Source organism: Pseudomonas migulae (assembly GCF_024169315.1).
In the GTDB taxonomy this organism is placed as follows: Bacteria; Pseudomonadota; Gammaproteobacteria; order Pseudomonadales; family Pseudomonadaceae; genus Aquipseudomonas; species Aquipseudomonas migulae_B.
Genome location: NZ_JALJWR010000001.1, coordinates 282,765 through 301,569, shown reverse-complemented (window position 1 = coordinate 301,569; position 18,805 = coordinate 282,765). Strand labels below are relative to the sequence as shown.

Sequence of the window (18,805 nt, the reverse complement as noted above, 5' to 3'; positions counted from 1 at the left end):
CGACAACAAGAACAACAATACGAGGTCAGGGATGCAGACTTCCCTTGATGAATTCGACTACATCGTGGTCGGGGCCGGGCCGGCCGGTTGTTTGCTGGCCAATCGGTTGTCGGCCAATCCGCAACACCGTGTGCTGCTGCTGGAAGCCGGCGGCCGCGATAACTACCCGTGGATTCACATTCCCGTGGGTTACCTGTTCTGCATCGGCAACCCGCGCACCGACTGGTGCTTCAAGACCGAAGCGCAACCCGGTCTGCAAGGTCGCGCCCTGAGTTACCCGCGCGGCAAGGTGCTCGGCGGCTGTTCTTCGATCAACGGCATGATCTACATGCGTGGCCAGGCTGGCGACTATGACGGCTGGGCCGCCGACGGCAATCCCGGCTGGAGCTGGAACGACGTCCTGCCGCTGTTCAAGAAAAGCGAAAACCACTTTGCCGGCGACTCTGAATTCCACGGTGCCGCCGGGGAATGGCGGATCGAGCGCCAGCGACTGTCATGGCCGATTCTCGATGCGTTTCGCAGCGCAGCCGAACAAAGCGGCATCGCCAGCATCGACGACTTCAACCAGGGCGACAACGAAGGCTGCGGCTACTTCCAGGTCAATCAGAAGGCCGGCATTCGCTGGAACGCGGCCAAGGCGTTTCTCAAACCGGTCCGTCACCGTCCCAACCTCACCGTGCTGACCGACGTCGAAGTCGACCGGGTGCTGATGGAAAACGGCCGCGCCTCGGCGGTCAGCACACGCTGGCAAGGCCAGGTGAAAACGTTCAAGGCACGCAAGGAAATCATCCTTTGCGCCGGCGCTGTCGGTTCACCGGGCATCCTGCAACGCTCCGGCATCGGCCCTCGCCCGCTCCTGGAAAAACTGGGGATCGGCGTGGCCCATGAACTGCCCGGCGTGGGCGGCAATCTGCAGGATCATCTGCAACTGCGGCTGATCTATAAACTGGAAAATGCCCGGACCCTGAACCAGATCGCCGGCAGCGTCTGGGGCAAGATGGGCATGGGTTTGCGTTACCTGTATGACCGCAGCGGACCACTGTCCATGGCGCCGAGTCAGCTCGGAGCGTTTGCCCGGTCAGGGCCGGAACAGACCTCGGCCAATCTTGAATACCACGTGCAGCCACTGTCGCTGGAGCGCTTTGGCGAACCGCTGCACGCCTTCCCCGCCTTCACCGCGTCGGTCTGTGATTTGCGTCCGCAAAGCCGTGGCCGCATAGACATTCGTTCGGCTGATCCGCAGGAAGCACCGCTGATTCAACCCAATTACCTGAGCCATCCGGAGGACTTGCGCGTTGCGGCCGATGCCATCCGCCTGACCCGGCGCATCGTTTCCGCGCCAGCGCTGCAAGCCTTCAAACCGGTGGAATACCTGCCCGGTGACAGCCTGCAGAGCGAAGCAGAACTTCACGAAGCCGCCGCCCGCATCGGCACGACGATTTTCCATCCGGTCGGCACCTGCCGCATGGGCAACGACGTCGACGCGGTGGTCGATGCGCAACTCAAGGTCCATGGCATCCCGGGTCTGCGCATCGCCGATGCGTCGATCATGCCGCGCATCACCTCGGGCAACACCTGTTCGCCTACGCTGATGATTGCCGAAAAAGCCGCGCAACTCATTCTGGAAACACCCGCAAGGAGTTTTGCACCTGACGAAAACGCACTGACCGCAGTCTCTTGACCAAAGGAATAGCGGCACCCGCCCACAAGGCAGGCGCCGACAGTGGAACAACAAAAACAATCACTGTGAGGGATACCGATATGTCAGAACATGTACAGCCTCTGGAAATCACACGCAGCGTCGGCACGAGCCGCGAAACCCGCAAAGTCATTTTCGCGTCGTCACTCGGGACGGTGTTCGAGTGGTACGACTTCTTCCTCTACGGCGCCCTCGCGGCGGTGATCAGCAAACAGTTTTTCGCCGGGGTCAACGACACCACGGCGTTCATCTTTGCGCTGATGGCGTTCGCCGCCGGTTTCATCGTGCGGCCCTTCGGCGCGCTGGTGTTCGGTCGGTTGGGGGACATGATCGGGCGTAAATACACCTTCCTCGCCACCATCATCCTTATGGGTGTGGCGACATTCTGCGTCGGGCTGCTGCCGACCTACGCCAGCATCGGTATCGCCGCGCCGATCATTCTGGTGGTGCTGCGCATGCTTCAGGGCCTGGCCCTGGGCGGCGAATACGGCGGGGCTGCGACCTATGTCGCGGAACACGCGCCCATCGGCAAACGCGGTTTCCACACCAGCTGGATTCAATCCACTGCAACCCTCGGCTTGCTGCTGTCGTTGCTCGTGGTGCTCGGCTGCCGTTATTTCACCGGCGACCAGTTCGAAGTCTGGGGCTGGCGGATTCCGTTTCTGTTTTCGATCGTGCTGCTGGGCATCTCGACCTGGATTCGCCTGAGCCTGCATGAATCTCCTGCGTTCGTGAAAATGAAAGAGGAAGGCAAACTCTGCAAGTCGCCGCTGCGTGATTCCTTCGGCAAATGGGAGAACCTCAAGGTCGTGCTGATCGCGCTGTTCAGCATCAACGCCGGGCAAGCGGTGACGTTTTATGCGGCGCAGTTTTACGTGCTGTTCTTCCTCACCCAGTTCCTGAAAATGGACCCGGCACTGGCCAACAGTCTGTTGATCGTCAGTGTGATCATCGGTGCGCCGTTCTTCATTTTCTTTGGCTGGCTGTCGGACAAGGTCGGGCGCAAACCGGTATTGATGATCGGCCTTTTGCTGGCTACCGCGCTGTACTTCCCGATCTTCAAGTCCATCGCCCACTACGCCAACCCGGCCATCGACCAGGCCAGCCGCCAGGCGCCGATCACCGTACTGGCCGACCCGGCCACCTGCACGTTCCAGTTCGATCCGGTGGGCAAGGCGAAATTTGACAGCCCTTGCGACAAGGTCAAAACCTTCCTGGTGAAACAGGGCCTGCCCTACATCAGCCAGGCGGCCCCTGCCGGCAGTGGTGTGCAGGTCAGCGTTGGTGAGGTGAAAATCGATGGTTACGATGAAGCGGCCCTGCGCGGCGCAGTGACATTGGCGGGGTATCCGTCACAGGCCGATACGCAACAGGTCAACAAGCCGATGATCGTGGCGCTGATGGTGGTGCTGATCATCATCTCCGCCATGTGCTACGGCCCGCTGGCGGCGCTGATGGTCGAACTGTTCCCGACGCGCATTCGCTATACCTCGATGTCACTGCCTTATCACATCGGTAACGGCTGGTTCGGCGGGTTCCTGCCGACGGTGTCGTTTGCGTTGGTGGTGTATACCGGTGACATTTTCTACGGGCTCTGGTATCCGGTGGTGATTACGGCGGTGAGCCTGGTGGTGGGGATGATTTGTTTGCGTGAGACCAAGAATGTGGATCTGGATACCAACTGACATCTGAGTTGATGACTTGATGACTTGATGACTTGATGACTTGATGAGTTGATGAGTTGATGAGTTGATGAGTTGATGAGTTGATGAGTTGATTGTGGGCATGCGATTGGGGGCACATCCGTTTTTTGGGTGATGGCTGATATTGGTTCCGCCCTTACGGCGGGTCACTTGGAGAAGCGCCAAGTAACCAAGCGCTTTTGCCCCTTTCGTTCGGTGGCTCGCTTAGGCTCGCCATGCCCTCCTTCCGGTCCTGCTCCGTGGGCCCGCCGCCATCGGCCATCCATGGCCGGGGGCGGCTAACCCGGCATCCATGCCGGGTTGCCCACTGCGCAGAACCTCCACTCGGCCTCACGAGGGGGCGACCACCGCCACAGCACCGCGAGGCGGCCTTCGGGCCGACCTGGGCGTCAAGCGGGCGCGCTTCGCTGACTTGATCGTTCCCCCCTCTTGAGCAACCCCCGATTAAATGTGAGAGCGGGCTTGCTCGCGAATGAGGCCGTGTCAGTCGACATCAATGCTGAATGCCAATCCGCATTCGCGAGCAAGCCCGCTCCCACAGGGGATTTTTGGTGGGCATGAGATTGGTGTTCGCCGCCGATGACTTTGACGGAAAACAGGCCGGCTCTCAGGCCGCCTCGCTTTGTTTTTGATCTTGATCTGCCCCGTCGGAAGGCCGAGCGCAGGTTCTGCGCAGTGGGCAACCCGGCATGGATGCCGGGTTAGCCGCCCCCGGCCATGGATGGCCGATGGCGGCGGGCCCACGGAGCAGGACCGGAGCGAGGGCATGGCGAGCCTTAGCGAGCCACCGTACGTCAGGGGCGCTGGGCGCTTGGTTACTTGGCGCTTTTCCAAGTAACTCGCCGTAAGGGCGAAACCCTAAGTCGCCATTATCGCAGCAACGGATATGTACACCATCAAAACCTATGTCGCCTGAAAAACCGCCATCGCTGGCAAGCCAGCTCCCACAGGGTTCCGCGAACATCCGCGAGATCAAACCGGTATCCATTCCCTCAACTAAACAGAATTACCGCAAACGCGAGCCGTTTTCGCTACTCTGACCCGATGCACCCATCGCCCCGCCACTCACCCGACCGAGGCCCCATGATCATTTCATCCGCATCCGACTATCGCGAGGCCGCCCGCCGCAAACTCCCCCGATTCCTGTTCGACTACATCGATGGGGGCGCTTATGCCGAGCACACACTCAGGGCCAACAGCGCCGACCTGACAGGCATCAGCCTGCGCCAGCGCATTCTGAAAAACGTCGAAACCCTGAGCCTTGAAACCACCCTCTTCGACCAACCCCTGGCAATGCCGATCATCCTCGCACCGGTCGGCCTGACAGGCATGTTCGCCCGTCGTGGTGAAGTGCAAGCGGTCAAGGCCGCACAAAACAAAGGCATCCCCCTGTGCCTGTCTACAGTCTCGGTGTGCTCGATCGAAGAAGTGGCAACCCAAAGCCGACAATCCATCTGGTTTCAGCTGTATGTGCTGAAAGACAGAGGCTTCATGAAAAATGCCCTGGAGCGGGCCAAGGCCGCCGGGGTGAAAAACCTGGTGTTCACCGTCGATATGCCCACGCCCGGCGCGCGCTACCGGGACGCACACTCGGGCATGTCCGGGCCCTTTGCGTCTTCGCGAAGAATCCTGCAAGCCATGACCAAACCCGACTGGGCCTTCAACGTCGGCCTGATGGGTCGTCCGCATGACCTGGGCAACATCTCGAAGTACCTCGGCAAAGCCGTCACCCTGGAAGACTACATGGGCTGGCTGGCTAACAACTTCGACCCGTCGATCAGCTGGAGCGATCTGGAATGGATACGGGATTTCTGGCAAGGCCCGATGATCATCAAAGGCATCCTCGACCCTCAGGATGCCCGGGACGCAGTCAGCTTTGGCGCGGACGGCATTGTGGTGTCGAACCACGGCGGGCGGCAGCTGGACGGCGTGCTCTCCACCACCAAGGCATTACCGCCGATCATGCAAGCGGTGGGCAATGACCTGACGGTGCTGGTCGACTCGGGTATTCGCTCGGGGCTGGATGTCGTGCGCATGCTGGCGCTGGGCGCGAAAGGCGTGTTGCTGGGGCGTTCCATGGCGTACGCGCTGGCCGCCGACGGTCAACGCGGGGTGGAAAACATGCTGGACATTTTCGCCAAAGAGATGCGCGTGGCGATGACGTTGACCGGGGTCACTTCGATTGGTCAGATTGATGAATCGACGCTGGTGCAGGCGGTTCGGTGAGCTGATCGCAATCATTAAAAAGCCGCGCAATGGCGCGGCTTTTCCAGGGAGGCGAGCGTCAGAAACTCGCTTTGACCGACACCATGAAGTTGCGTGGGTCGCCGTAATAGTTGCCGAAGCTCTCGGTACCGATGGTGGTGTAATAACGCTTGTCGAACAGGTTGTTGCCGTTCAACGCCACCGACCAGGTGTCGTCGATGCGGTAGCCGATCCGACCGTTCCAGATCGCATAACCTGACTGAGTGATCTTGTCGCCAGTGGCCGGAGAGACGCGGAAATTATCGCTTTGCGCGTTGACGCCGGCCCCCAGGGTGAACCGCTCGAGAGCACCGCCCAGCGCGTAATCACCCCACATGCGCAACACGTGTCTCGGCACATAACTGTTGAACGCGGCGCCGTTCAGGCTGGTGTCGATGTCGTCGAGGGTCTTGGTCTGGGTGTAGGTGTAACCCGCGAGCAATTGCAATCGTTCGATCACTTCACCGCTGATCTCGGCCTCGAAACCCTGGGCGCGCACTTTTCCCGCGTTGACATAGCAGTAGCCATCCGATGACGGGCAAGAGGAATTGAAGTCCGTCTGCGCCTGGTCCTTCTGGATGGTGCGGAAAAGGTTGAACGAGCTGTTCAGGCGACCATCGAACCAGGCGCCCTTGATCCCCAATTCATAACTCTGCCCCACCAGCGGTTTGAGGGCCGAACCGTCTTCCGAACGAAAGTTGCCTTGAGGGGTAAAGATATCCGAGTAGCTGGCGTAAGCCGTCAGGTGCTCGTTCAGGTCCAGCAGCACGCCGGCAAATGGCGTGACCTGGCCTGTCTCCGTGGTGCTGGCGTGTTCCGAGGTGCCTGTATTGATGAAGTCGTAGTCGGTTTCCGAGTTGTACCAGCTCACACGACCGCCGACGACGAGGGTCAACGGATCTGCCAGTTTCAGGCGCAACGTCGAGTAAACGCCTTTCTGTTTAGTCACGGAATTGACCGGCCCGCCGCGAGACGAGTTGTCGATGAAGTAGCTGTCGTCCGGTTCAGGAACATGCTTGTCGGGGTTGAACACATTCTGCCGCTGCGGCAGAAACGCCACTGAGTAGAAGTCGTCTTTTTTCGCACGGCTGGCGTTGAAACCTGCCACCAATTCGTGTTGTTGGCCGAACGCGTCGAACTTGCCGTCCACGTAGGCATCCAGGCCGTAATCGACCTGGTCGTAGTCATACATACTGCCGAGCATACCCGTGGTGTTGGTGCCGGGAGTCACCGCGCCTGAGGCAAACGCGTATTTGATGTCCTGGGTGTTTTTGGTGTAAACGCTTGCGACCTTCAAGGACCAGTCTTCGTTGATTTGATGTTTCAGATCGCTGAAGACGGTGGTGCGCTGGCTGCGCCAGGTGTTCCAGAAAGGGTCGAGGCAGCTGGAGCGGCTGAGTTTCAGGTCACTGCGATCCCGGTAACGCGGCAGACCGCCCCAGCAGGGATTGGCGTCGACGTCTTCATAGGCAACGCCCAGCCCGAGTGTCGTGTCGGGGCTCACATCAAAATCGAGGGCACCGTAATAAACCTGATCCTTGCGACTGGCGTCGTCCACAAAGTAATGCCGGCTCTGCTCGGCGACTACCGCCCGGCCGCGCACCGTGCCGGAGTCGTTCAGCGGTCCGCCGGTGTCGACCTGTCCGCGATAATTGTCCCAACTGCCACCGGACAGCGTGATGTCCGTATGCGGCGCGGTCTGGCCGCGCTTGCGCACGAAATTCACCCCACCGGCCGTACCACCCGAACCCTTCATCATGCCCGCGGCACCACGAAGGATTTCGACCCGGTCGTAATACGCCATGTCACCACTGAAACTGTCGGCCTGAACATAAAGGTTGCCCATATCCAGCGGCACGCCGTCGTACTGGTACTGGCCCGACATACGGAAGCCGCGCGAATAGAAATATTTGCCGCCCATGGTCGAGTCGTAGACAGTAATGCCCGGCGTCTTTTCCATGACCTGTTCGATGGTGTTGAGGTTCTGGTCGTCAAGCATCTTGCGGGTCATCACCGTGACCGATTGCGGCGTTTCCTTGAGCGAGTGCTCGCCCTTGCCGATGGTCACCGCGCCCGTGGTGTACGAGCCGCTGTACTCGGTGGTCGCGCCCAGCATCTGCCCGTTGATGTTGGTCGCCCCCAGTTCCAGTGCCGAGCCGGTGGCCGGTACTGGCCGCAGCACGTAAGTGCCGTTGGCCTGGGGTTCGGCTTGCAGACCGCTGCCGCCCAGAATTCGCGCGAATCCTTCACTGACACCGAACGCACCTTTGAGTCCGGGGGACTTCAACCCTTCGGTTTGTCGCGCATCAAAGGAAATGGCGGCGCCCGCCGCACTGGCGAAATGACTGAGGACTTCGGTCAGACTGCCGCCAGCAATGTCGAAGGATTGAACCGAAGTTTGCTGTTGCGCCGCCATCGCCGCGACCGGCCATACGCACATCGACGTTGCCGCGATCAATCCGACGTTCACTGCAATCGCCAGACGACCTGACGTGTAGACCCGAGACATGCTTACCCTCCCCCAAAGATCATCAATAAAACTCACTGAGGGATGAGCCGAACGATGTGAATGAAAAGTGCAAAAGACTGAAATTATTTTTTGTCGCCTCAGCCGGAAACATTGACCCAATAGCGACTGAATCGGCTGATACGCAGGGAAAAACCACTTTCCAGCGCAGCCAGCGCCAGGTCCGTGTTATCGATGGGGAACGCGCCGGACACCTTCAGATGGGCAATGCGCGGATCACAGCGCAGCACGCCAGTGCGATAGCGCGACAGGTCGGCCAGCAACTCGGCCAACGGACGATTGATGGCGATGATGCTGCCCTGCTGCCAGGCGCCCGTCGAAGCATCATTGCGCCGTACCGTCCCGAGTGAAGCAGGATTGAAACTCAGGGACTGGCCAGCCTCGAGGCGCACCTTCGGGCCAACGCCAGATGAAGTCACTTCCACCGCCTTCTCAAGCACGGCCACCTCGCCGCCCTGATGCCCGGACCGGACGATAAACCGTGTCCCCAGCGCCAGCACCTCGCCATGGCGAGTGACCACCTTGAACGGTCGCTGCGAAGGATCGACAGCGGTCGTAACAAGCATCTCGCCCCACAACAGTTCCAGCACCCGTTGGTGCCCATCGAAACGCTGGTTGACCGACGTGTCGGTATTCAGCAGCAATGAGCTGCCATCCGCCAGACGGAATTCCCGGCGCTCACCCACGGCAGTGCGGAAATCGGCGAACAGGTTCTGGCTTGTTTCACTGCGCCATCCCAACCAACCCAGCGAACCGGCCGAGGCCAGTACCACGACACTACGCAACACCTGCCGACGCGAGCTGTCAGCGCCGCGCAAGGCCGGTGAGGCCAAGGCGCCAGGCACGCGACTCATTTGCTCGCCGACGGCGGCCATGCGCTGCCAGGCTTGAGTGTGCACAGGGTCGGCGAGCAGCCATTCGTTCCATGCCGCGCGATCGGTGTCGGTCGCGACACCTGACTGTAGGCGTGCATACCACTGAGCCGCGACACTGATCGCCTTCAATTCGGCGGGTGAAAGGCTCATGCCAGCTGCAACTGGATTTGCATCAGACAGCAATGCTCCATGGCCTTGGCCATGTGATTGTTGATGGTGCGCACGCTGACGCCCAGGCGCTGGGCAATCTGCGGGTAGGTCAGGCCTTCGAACTGAGACAGAATGAACGCCTGTTTGACCTTCGGCCCCAACCCTTGCAGCAAACGATCGATTTCCATCAGGGCTTGCAGCAGGATCGCCTGCTCTTCCAGCGAAGGTTGTTGCCCTTCGGGCATGGCCGCCAAGGCTTCCAGATACGACTGTTCCAGCGAACGCCGGCGGAACAGGTCAATCAACAAGCCCTTGGCGATCATCGACAGGTACGGCCGCGGCTCGCGTATCTCCAGCGCGTTGCGCGCCTTGATCACCCGGACGAAGGTGTCCTGCGCCAGATCCGCCGCATCGAAGGCGTTACCCAAGCGCTTGCGCAGCCAGCCATTAAGCCAACTGTGGTGGTCGCAATACAGATCATTGACGGCGCTGCGCAGGGACAAATCGTTGGCGGACATGACAATGGAATAATTCGCGACTGATAATTAATCGCATTGTCATCGGTACAGGAGGTGATTGGCAATAGCTGTATTGGCCAAACCCCGCCTCACCCGTAGGTGTGACGGGGTTGTCAGCCTTAGAAGCTCTATCTTCGCTGAAGCGCCCCTCATTCAATGTTTTCGAGAATCTCGAACTTCACTTGATCGGGATAGAAGGCCACATGATTCTTGATCTGTTCTACCGACACTTTGGGGTTTTCATAACTCCATGCCGCATTGGCCCCCTCATGCCCCGTAATCTGCAGGCTAAAATAGCTCGCGTCGCCCTTGTAAGGGCAATAGCTGGTGTGATCGGTGCGGGCAAAATATTGCTCGTCGATGTCCTCCCGCGGGACGTAATACACCGGAGGGTAATTGGCCTCCAGCAGCACCAGCGCGCGGGTGGACGCGGCCACCTGAATATCGTGAAACTTCACCAGCAGGCAGCCCGGCTGCTCGGCAATGGTGATGACAGGACTGGGACCGGAGCTTTTCATGAATTGCGTTCCTCGGGATGATGATAAACCTGTGGGAGCGTGCGAGCGGCGGTCCGACTTGCCCGCGATGGACCGCGCAGCGGCCCCAAAACGTGAGAACACAACGTCAGGTATAACCCAGATTTTGCCATCACGACGGCTTCGCAGCCGAACGGGATCAAGCGCTTTATCCGTCCGTGGACCGGCTCACCGCCTCCCACGCCTCGATATCGCGCGTCATCGCCTCCAGCCGCTCGCGTACCAGCTGCAACGCGTCGCTCCCGAGCAACAGGTGCGCGGGTGGCGCCTCACTGTCAATCAACGTCAGCATGGCTCGCGCGGCTTTCACCGGATCGCCCAACTGTTTGCCGCTCTTGTTCTGCCGCGCGCTACGGATCGGATCGAAGGAGGCATCGTATTCGGCAATGCTGCGTTCGGATCGACGCATTGAACGCCCGGCCCAATCGGTGCGAAACGAACCCGGCGCAACGGCCGTGACCGCGATGCCGAATGGCTTGAGTTCCTTGCTCAAGGTGTCGGAAATCCCCTCCAGTGCAAACTTGCTCCCGCAGTAATAGGCAATGCCAGGCATCGTGATGAAACCGCCCATCGACGTGATGTTGATGATGTGCCCTGCCCGGCGCTGGCGAAAAAAGGGCACGAACGCCTTGGTCACCGCCACCGCGCCGAACACATTCACCTCGAACTGCTGGCGCATTTCTTCAAGGGCCGACTCCTCGAAAATACCTTCGTGGCCATACCCGGCGTTATTGACCAAGACATGCACCGGGCCGAGGCTGGCTTCGACCTCAGCCACCACCGCGTCGATGCGCGCGAAGTCAGTGACATCCAGGCATCGACCGAACGCCTGTTTCGAGGCATGCGCCTCGAATTCAACCCGCGCCGATTCGCCGCGCACGGTGCCGATCACCCGATGCCCCGCCGCGAGTGCCTCGTTGGCCAACGCCTTGCCGAAACCGCTGCTGACGCCAGTGATGAAGAGGGTCTTTTTCGTACTCATGGTCACATTCCACCTCGGTATTGCTGCCACACAGCGCGGCAGTCAGGCTCGACACCATGGTAGAAGCGCGGACGCGCTGACTGAACGCCCATTGCTACAAGTTATTTGCCTAATCCTATGGATTGATTGCTTTGTGCGGACGGCGGGTTCACATTCATCCCCAATGAACACGCAGCAGGACCGAAACGTGAGCCTACCAGCCGTAGACCAAAACGATTGCCAGCAACGGATGATCGCCCTGCTCGGCCGGCTCGCCCCGGACGAAGGCTACAACCTCACCGCGCTGGCGGATGTGCGTTTGCTGCGCTCGAACCGTCCGCTGCATCGCACCCCGGTGCTTTACGATCCGGGCATCGTCATTGTCTGCCAGGGGCGCAAACGAGGTTACTGGGGGGAAACGACCTACCTCTACGATGCCCGGCATTATCTGGCGGTGACTGTCCCGGTGCCCTTCACCATGGAAACCGACGCCAGTGAGGACGAACCGCTGTTGGCGATCTATCTGCACCTGGACTTCAACCTCGTCGCCGAGCTGATATTGCAACTCGACGACCAACCTTTCGCGGCGCCCCAAGGCATGTTCGCCTCGCCCATGGAGCCGCGTCTGAGCCAATCGGTCCTGAGGCTGCTGGAGGCGCTCGACTCGCCGCTGGACAGTCGCCTGCTCGGGCCGGCCCTGGTGCGGGAGATTTATTACCGGATTCTTACCGGCGCCCAGGGCGGATCGATGCGCGCCGCCCTCACCGCCAAAGGCCGTTTTGGCCGAATATCCCTGGCCCTGCGAAAAATCCACGCCAGCCTCGGCGAACGGCTGGAGGTGGAAGTTCTGGCCAGGGAGGCCAACATGAGCGTGCCGACCTTCCACGCTCATTTCAAAGCGATCACCCATACCTCGCCGATGCAGTACCTGAAGACCACGCGCCTGCATCAGGCCCGGCTGCTGATGGCGCGCAACGGTTGCAGCGTCGCGTCGGCCGCTTCGCAAGTCGGCTATGAAAGCGGTTCGCAGTTCAGTCGCGAATTCAAAAGGCTGTTTGGTCGTACACCCACCGATGAGGTGACGCGAATGAAAGGCTCGTTCGCCCTGCCGCCCCTGGAGAACGCGCAGTTCGTGTCCTCTCATTGAACACCACGATCTGCAGATCGTTGCAATGTCTGGACATGTACGAGCTGTACATCCATACAGATAAAGATTGCTCCATCGCTCATCAGCCGCCATTCTGTGCACCTCCCGGCAGCTGATGAACGATGGTGGTTATGCGGTTGTACCTCTGTGAAAAACCTTCCCAGGCCAAAGACATTGCGGCCGTGCTCGGCGCCCGGCGTCGCGGCGACGGCTGCTGGCTGGGAACGGACGTCACGGTGACCTGGTGCATCGGCCATCTGCTGGAAACCGCGCCGCCGGATGCCTATGACGCGCGCTACAAACGCTGGGTGCTGGCGGATCTGCCGATCATTCCGGACAAATGGAAAATGACCGTCAAGCCGCGCACCGCCAGTCAATACAAGGCCGTCAAACGCTTGCTCGGCGAGGCCGATGAGCTGGTGATCGCCACCGATGCCGACCGTGAGGGCGAGATGATCGCCCGGGAACTGGTGGAGCATTGTCGATATCGCGGGCCGATCCAGCGGTTGTGGCTCTCGGCGCTGGACGATGCGTCAATCCGCAAGGCGTTGGCTGCACTGAAACCGGGAGCGGAAACGTTCAGCCTCTATCATTCGGCATTGGGACGTTCACGGGCCGACTGGCTGATCGGGATGAACATGAGCCGGTTGTTCACGTTGCTGGGGCGTCAGTCCGGTTATCAGGGCGTGTTGCCGGTCGGCCGGGTGCAAACGCCGACCCTGCGGCTGGTGGTGGATCGCGACCGCAGCATTGCCGATTTCGTCCCGGTGGCTTACTGGGCCATCGACGTGCAACTGCTGCACGATGGCACTGCGTTCACCGCGCAGTGGCGCGCGGCCTCCGACGCTTGCGACGATCAGGATCGCTGCCTCAACCAGACACTGGCGCAACAAGCGGCGGCAGCGATTGGCAGTGCGGCGAGTGCGCGGGTGATCAAGCTGCGCACCGAGCGGATGCGTGAAGTGGCACCGCTGCCGTTCGACCTGGGCACCCTGCAGGAAATCTGTTCGAAGAAGCTTGGCCTCGGCGCTCAGGAAACCCTCGACATCGCTCAGGCGCTTTACGAAACCCACAAGGTCATTACCTATCCGCGCAGTGATTGTGGCTACCTGCCGCTCAGTCAACACAGCGAAGCGCCAGGTATTCTGGCGGCGTTGAGGCAGGCTGATCCCGCCCTCAACGCCTTGCAGGATTACCTGGAACCACAGCGGCGCTCACGGGCATGGAACGACGCGAAAGTCAGCGCTCACCACGGCATCATCCCGACTGCCGCGGCAAAAAACCTTGATCGGCTGGCGGGCAAGCAGCGTGCGGTCTACACCTTGATCCGGGCGCGTTATCTGGCGCAGTTTCTGCCCAATCATGAATACGACCGGACCCAGGCTGACTTCGACTGTGCCGGTGAAGACTTGCGCGCCGTCGGCAAGCAGATCATCGAGCCTGGCTGGAAACGCGCCTTGCCCGAGGCCCTCGCCCCGGCCAAGGGCCGTGAAGCACCGGCACCGCAAACACTGCCGACATTGGCCGAAGGGCGTGAATGCGCAGTGGCCGATGTGAAACTCAAGGACCTCTGGACCCAACCGCCCAAGCCATTCACCGAAGGTGACCTGATCAAGGCGATGAAGAACGTCGCCAAACTGGTGGAAGACCCGCTGCTCAAGCAGAAACTCAAGGACACCACCGGCATCGGCACCGAAGCCACCCGCGCCTCGATCATCCAGGGCTTGCTCGATCGTGGTTACCTGATCAAGAACGGCAAGGCCCTGGCCGCGACGCCGGCCGCGTTCAGCCTGATCGATGCGGTGCCGCGCGCGATTGCCGACCCGGGCACCACGGCAATCTGGGAACAGGCGCTGGACATGGTGCAAAGCGGCGAAATGAGCCTGGAAGAGTTCGTCACCAAACAAGCCGCGTGGATGAGCAAGCAGGTGGCCCGCTGTGCCGGCCTCAGCCTGACCATCAGCGGCCCGGCAAGCCCTGCCGGACGCGGCGCCGCACCGTGGAAAAACAAACGCAAACCGACCAAGCGCAAACCCGCTACCGCCAGCAAACGCACGGCGAAACCGGCGAGCAAGGCTTGATCGAGCGATGGTCTACTGTTCATCAAATCCGCTGACATCAGGAGCGAGCCCGCATGCCTTCGATTGAACTGCACGCCGCACAGCGCGATGAACTGGAAACCATTGAAAACCTGATGCAGTTCTACCTGCACGACTTCAGTGAATGGCTGCCGCTGAAATTTGGTGCGAATGGTTTCTTCAACATCCAGGACCAACAGGATTACTGGCGCAACCCCGCCACCCGCCCGTATCTGATCAAGGTCGACGGGGAACTGGCCGGTTTCGTGACCGTGGATAACCACACCCATCTTCCCGGTGCCGAACACAACATCGGCTACCTGTTCGTCAGCCGCCGCTTTCGTGGCCAGGGTGTCGCGACGTTTGTCGTTTCCACCCTCTTGAGCCAGCTCCCCGGTCAATGGCAGATTTTCCACATCGACGCCAATCAGCCCGCGCGGTTGTTCTGGGCTCGGGTGATGACTGATCTTACCGGTGGCATTTTCGCCCTGCATCAGCAGCCGGTGGACGGATATCCCTGCACCTTCTACCGCTTCCAAAGCGCGTAACCATCGTCCTGAATGGCGTCTTCCTGCCTCACCTTTTCATTCCAAACAGCTTTGTCCGACAATATGTAGTGCTTGAAAATAATCACTACAAAACCGTTGACGCCTCCGATTTGCCCTTGCATGATGCAGACATCTCCCCGATCGGGAGTACGGCAACATGTTTGAGCAAGCTCGTCTGACCGCCGAGCTGTTTTTCCCGGATACACGCTGCCCACAAGGCAGATTGAAGAAGCTGACCTGGCCCGAACGTCCAGTACAAGGACGAGAAGCGCTGGCGATCAATCCTCATGAAGCTTGTGGCCGACCCTGAAAACGTCGGTAGTGGCCCGAAGGTTATCGCTGCTTCTCTTCGTTGTGACGCTATTGCGTAGCAGTTATTCAACACGACTACATGCAACAGACGCGGGACCCCGTCATTTTGGCGGCAGACCGCTGACGTCCTGGTTTCGGTGCCAGGGATCAACTAACCGATGGGCTACCTGTATTAGCGAATCAACTTTGAAAGATCACCAAATGGTCAAGGGGCTTTATTATGAATCTGAACAATCAACCCACCATCGATGAACTGGCTCGTATGTTTGCTGCACAAAAAGACAGCCACGACAGCCATATCCTGTGGATCAGCAAGTCGGGCCAGGTGCATATCGACTGCCTGTCGCCGCATGCCCATGAAGCCGAATTCGACCAGAACAACCAGAACCTGCTGGCCCGACTGAAGATGTACCGTCGCGGCCAGGGCTATGTCGGCAAGAAAGCCGCCGCCGACAAGGACTTCATCGGTAATGTTCTGCAAACGCTGAAACAGGCCTGGGCCTCGATGCAGAACCAGAATGAAGTTCGGGTGATTGACCGGTTCTACTGATAATCCAGCACCATGAAAAAGGCCCCGCTCGAATGATCGAGCGGGGCCTTTTTGTTTGTCTCCACTGCGCCAAACAAAGCTATCGTTAAGCGTATCCGCGGTGGGTCCCTGGAGACTTGCGATGAAACCAAAGCTGAAATTACTGCTGTTGTTGCTGATGACGAGTGCTGCGCAGGCAAACAGCGTCGACGGTGTCCCGTCGTTCGCAGTGGAGTGCCCCGGCAAGATCCTTGTCCAGGCAGATCAGGACGGGCCGGTGATGATCAACAGCAAGGAAGCCGAAACCAAAGCCATCAACGAGCGCCGCTTCGAAGCCAAGGGCTCCGGCATCACGCTGTCCATCGTCCTGGCCGATGACGACTCGGTGGCCGTGACCTCCACCGGCAAGGCCCCCAATGGTGTGTGCCAGTCAGTGGATGACTGAACTCGACGACTCGGCCGTCCCCAGCACCAGCGCCATAAAGGCCTCCGACGCGGCACTGTGATAATTGTTTTTGCGTCGCAGCAGCGCAGCCCCCCGTTTGGGCGCCTCACCCTGCAAAGGAATCCTGTGCAACGCGCGCTCCTGAGTAGCGATGGCTTCCGGAAGGACGGTGGCGATTGCCGTGTGCCGGATGACTTCCAGCAACGTGCTCACCGAGTTCACCTCGATCGCCACTTTCGGGGTGATTTGTTCTTGGGCGAAATACTCATCGATACGGGTGCGGGTGACGAAATCCGGCGCCAGTAATGCAAATTCCAGGTGCGCCACGGCTTCCGCGGATAACGCGACACGGCTTTCGTACAACGGATGATTGCGCCCCACCATCACCCCCAGCGTCTCGGTAAAGGCCGGGATCGACTCGATGTCGGCGTTCCGGACCTCATCAAACGCAATGGCGATGTCCAGCGAGTCATCCAGCAGCCCTGCCTCGATGTCGTCCATCGACAGCTCGAAAATCTGCAGGTGGATGTTCGGATACCGCGCCACGTAGTCGCGCACCAACGGCCCGACCAGATACGCCATGAAGGTCGGCGTCATCGCCAGCCGCAGCGTCCCCCGGGACAGATCCTTCACGTCATGCAGGGCTCGTTTGCCCGCCTCCAGTTCTACCAACACCCGCCGGGCGCACTCGATATAGGCCTCGCCTGCGTCAGTCGGTTTGACCGTGCGCGAGGTGCGGTCAAAGAGGCTCACGCCCAGGGTTTCTTCGAGTTGGCGGATCTGTTGCGACAAGGTTGGTTGTGACACGTGCAGCGCCTCGGCTGCACGGGTGAAACCGCCGTGGTCGGCGACCGCCAGCAAATAACGCAAATGTCGGAGCAACATCAGGATTCAACCTATAGGCAGGACTTATGCGAAGCATTGTATATCGGTCTTGGACGCTATGGGTCAATCGGCAGAAGATGGCTTCACACCCAAGCAACACCACGCCGACAGGAGAAACCCCATGCAACAGTCCCACGCTTACAACGACCCGAGTCTGGCCCTGACCACGTCGATCCTCGACGCCAAGGCGCGCAAAAATCTGTCCTGGCAGGACCTGGCCGACGGCACCGGCCTTGGCCTGGCCTACGTCACCGCCGCCCTTCTCGGTCAGCATCCACTGCCGGAAGCCGCCGCCAAAGTGATCGGTGAAAAACTCGACCTGGACGCCGACACCGTGGCCCGCCTGCAGATCATCCCGCTGCGCGGCAGCCTCTCTGGTGTCCCGACCGACCCGACCATCTACCGCTTCTACGAGATGATCCAGATTTACGGCACCACCCTGAAAGCCCTGGTTCATGAACAATTCGGCGACGGCATCATCAGCGCGATCAACTTCAAGCTCGACATGAAGAAAGTCGAAGACCCGGAAGGCGGCTCCCGCGCCGTGATCACCCTCGACGGCAAGTTCCTGCCACTGCGTCCCTTCTAAATGTACCGGCCCGCACTCACGTGCGGGCCAGCCTGAACACCCACCACTTTTGTTTGGCCACCACATTCGTCTGGAGGATGCCCCATGAAAAAAATTCTATTGGTCCTGTCGCTGATTGCGGGCGTATCTGCCCAGGTTCAAGCCGAGGATGAAGTGGTTGCGTATCGATACGGTATGGACCTGGACATCGCTCAGGTCTTGGCCATCACTCCGGTCGCCGATGTCTGCGGTGCGGCACCGGTGGAGATGACATACCTGGATTCGAAAGGCGCAAAACACGTCCTGCAATACAGCGAATTCGGCACCGGTTGTTCGAACTGAGCATTGCCTACCACACCCGAGGAAGTCCCCCATGAAAACGCTCATCGACGGTTTTTTGAAGTTCCAGAAGGAAGCCTTTCCGCAACGCACCGACTTGTTCAAACACCTGGCCACCACGCAACACCCCGGCACACTGTTCATCACCTGTTCCGACAGTCGTGTCGTGCCGGAACTGCTGACCCAGCAAGAGCCCGGCGAACTGTTCGTGATCCGCAACGCCGGCAACATCGTGCCCTCCTATAGCCCGCATCCGGGCGGGGTATCGGCCACGGTCGAATACGCGGTGGCCGTGCTCGGCGTCACCGACATCGTGATCTGCGGCCACTCGGACTGCGGCGCCATGACTGCCGTCGCCTCGTGCAAATGCATGGATCACCTGCCCGCCGTCAGCGGCTGGTTGCAACACGCCGAGTCGGCGAAAGTGATCAACGAATCGCGCCCTCACGCCAGTGACGCGGCGAAGGTGAGTGCGATGGTGCGGGAAAACGTGATCGCCCAGCTGGCCAACATCCAGACTCACCCAAGCGTGCGCCTGGCACAGGAAAAAGGTCAGTTGAACCTGCACGGCTGGGTTTACGACATCGAGACAGGATCCATCGATGCGCTGGAAGGCAATAGCCGAACGTTCGTGTCGCTGGTCGAGCATCCGACCACCTGCGCCGTTTACGGCAAAGCGGTCGAAGCCGCTTGAGTCAGGTCAGCCGGTGATCGATGCAGTGCCCCATCCACGGGGGCGCT

At 60.0% G+C, this 18,805-nt stretch carries 18 protein-coding genes; 12 read left to right on the top strand and 6 right to left on the bottom strand.

Annotated elements, in window-relative coordinates; genetic code table 11:
- The first annotated feature begins 31 nt into the window (after positions 1-31).
- The 3 genes from J2Y86_RS01440 (at position 32) to lldD (ending at position 5,628) form a co-directional block, all read left to right on the top strand.
- Complete coding sequence (locus tag J2Y86_RS01440; RefSeq protein WP_253427557.1) at positions 32-1,681, top strand: GMC family oxidoreductase; 1,650 nt, start codon at positions 32-34, stop codon at positions 1,679-1,681.
- An 80-nt stretch (positions 1,682-1,761) separates the two neighbouring features.
- Entirely contained in the window at positions 1,762-3,384 is a 1,623-nt protein-coding gene (locus J2Y86_RS01435) for an MFS transporter (protein ID WP_253427555.1), read from the top strand.
- Positions 3,385-4,485: 1,101 nt separating this feature from the next.
- A complete protein-coding gene (gene lldD, locus J2Y86_RS01430; RefSeq protein WP_253427553.1) occupies positions 4,486-5,628 on the top strand; it encodes an FMN-dependent L-lactate dehydrogenase LldD in 1,143 nt (380 codons plus the stop codon).
- A 58-nt stretch (positions 5,629-5,686) separates the two neighbouring features.
- On the opposite strand, the gene J2Y86_RS01425 is transcribed toward lldD, so the two are convergent.
- The 5 genes from J2Y86_RS01425 to J2Y86_RS01405 all read right to left on the bottom strand — a co-directional run bounded on the left by J2Y86_RS01425 (position 5,687) and on the right by J2Y86_RS01405 (position 11,234).
- Positions 5,687-8,155 carry a TonB-dependent siderophore receptor gene (locus tag J2Y86_RS01425; RefSeq protein ID WP_253427551.1) on the bottom strand — a complete coding sequence of 823 codons (2,469 nt, stop codon included), beginning with the start codon at positions 8,153-8,155 and terminating at the stop codon, positions 5,687-5,689.
- Between the two features lie 98 nt (positions 8,156-8,253).
- Positions 8,254-9,198 carry a FecR domain-containing protein gene (locus J2Y86_RS01420; protein WP_253427549.1) on the bottom strand — a complete coding sequence of 315 codons (945 nt, stop codon included), beginning with the start codon at positions 9,196-9,198 and terminating at the stop codon, positions 8,254-8,256.
- Positions 9,195-9,716 (bottom strand): sigma-70 family RNA polymerase sigma factor, encoded by a 522-nt coding sequence (locus J2Y86_RS01415; protein WP_017339497.1) that lies wholly within the window; start codon positions 9,714-9,716, stop codon positions 9,195-9,197. Before J2Y86_RS01415 ends, J2Y86_RS01420 begins: the two co-directional genes overlap by 4 nt.
- Positions 9,717-9,865: 149 nt before the next feature.
- Positions 9,866-10,234, bottom strand: coding sequence for a DUF427 domain-containing protein (locus J2Y86_RS01410; RefSeq protein WP_253427548.1), 369 nt, complete (start codon positions 10,232-10,234; stop codon positions 9,866-9,868).
- A 166-nt stretch (positions 10,235-10,400) separates the two neighbouring features.
- Positions 10,401-11,234, bottom strand: coding sequence for an oxidoreductase (locus tag J2Y86_RS01405; RefSeq protein WP_253427547.1), 834 nt, complete (start codon positions 11,232-11,234; stop codon positions 10,401-10,403).
- A gap of 229 nt (positions 11,235-11,463) precedes the next feature.
- Between J2Y86_RS01405 and J2Y86_RS01400 the strand changes: the two genes are divergently transcribed.
- From J2Y86_RS01400 to J2Y86_RS01375, 6 genes are all read left to right on the top strand, one after another.
- Positions 11,464-12,360, top strand: a complete 897-nt coding sequence (locus J2Y86_RS01400) for an AraC family transcriptional regulator (RefSeq protein ID WP_253440065.1) — start codon at positions 11,464-11,466, stop codon at positions 12,358-12,360.
- A gap of 131 nt (positions 12,361-12,491) precedes the next feature.
- Entirely contained in the window at positions 12,492-14,441 is a 1,950-nt protein-coding gene (locus J2Y86_RS01395) for a DNA topoisomerase III (protein ID WP_253427546.1), read from the top strand.
- A 53-nt stretch (positions 14,442-14,494) separates the two neighbouring features.
- Positions 14,495-14,986 (top strand): GNAT family N-acetyltransferase, encoded by a 492-nt coding sequence (locus tag J2Y86_RS01390; protein ID WP_253427545.1) that lies wholly within the window; start codon positions 14,495-14,497, stop codon positions 14,984-14,986.
- 157 nt (positions 14,987-15,143) lie between these two features.
- Positions 15,144-15,296, top strand: a complete 153-nt coding sequence (locus tag J2Y86_RS01385) for a hypothetical protein (protein WP_007946257.1) — start codon at positions 15,144-15,146, stop codon at positions 15,294-15,296.
- A gap of 222 nt (positions 15,297-15,518) precedes the next feature.
- Positions 15,519-15,848: a hypothetical protein gene (locus J2Y86_RS01380; RefSeq protein ID WP_031319009.1), complete on the top strand. Its 330-nt coding sequence runs from the start codon at positions 15,519-15,521 to the stop codon at positions 15,846-15,848.
- A gap of 121 nt (positions 15,849-15,969) precedes the next feature.
- Entirely contained in the window at positions 15,970-16,272 is a 303-nt protein-coding gene (locus tag J2Y86_RS01375; protein ID WP_253427544.1) for a hypothetical protein, read from the top strand.
- On the opposite strand, the gene cynR is transcribed toward J2Y86_RS01375, so the two are convergent.
- Positions 16,258-17,157, bottom strand: coding sequence for a transcriptional regulator CynR (cynR, locus tag J2Y86_RS01370; RefSeq protein WP_253427543.1), 900 nt, complete (start codon positions 17,155-17,157; stop codon positions 16,258-16,260). The genes J2Y86_RS01375 and cynR overlap by 15 nt on opposite strands.
- A gap of 121 nt (positions 17,158-17,278) precedes the next feature.
- Between cynR and cynS the strand changes: the two genes are divergently transcribed.
- The 3 genes from cynS (at position 17,279) to J2Y86_RS01355 (ending at position 18,758) form a co-directional block, all read left to right on the top strand.
- The gene (cynS, locus tag J2Y86_RS01365; RefSeq protein ID WP_253427541.1) at positions 17,279-17,746 is read left to right on the top strand and encodes a cyanase; all 468 of its coding nucleotides are present in this window, start codon (positions 17,279-17,281) and stop codon (positions 17,744-17,746) included.
- 84 nt (positions 17,747-17,830) lie between these two features.
- On the top strand, positions 17,831-18,067 hold the full coding sequence (locus J2Y86_RS01360) for a DUF2790 domain-containing protein (protein ID WP_253427539.1): 237 nt from the start codon (positions 17,831-17,833) through the stop codon (positions 18,065-18,067).
- Positions 18,068-18,098: 31 nt separating this feature from the next.
- Positions 18,099-18,758 (top strand): carbonic anhydrase, encoded by a 660-nt coding sequence (locus tag J2Y86_RS01355; protein WP_253427537.1) that lies wholly within the window; start codon positions 18,099-18,101, stop codon positions 18,756-18,758.
- The last annotated feature ends 47 nt before the right edge of the window (positions 18,759-18,805 follow it).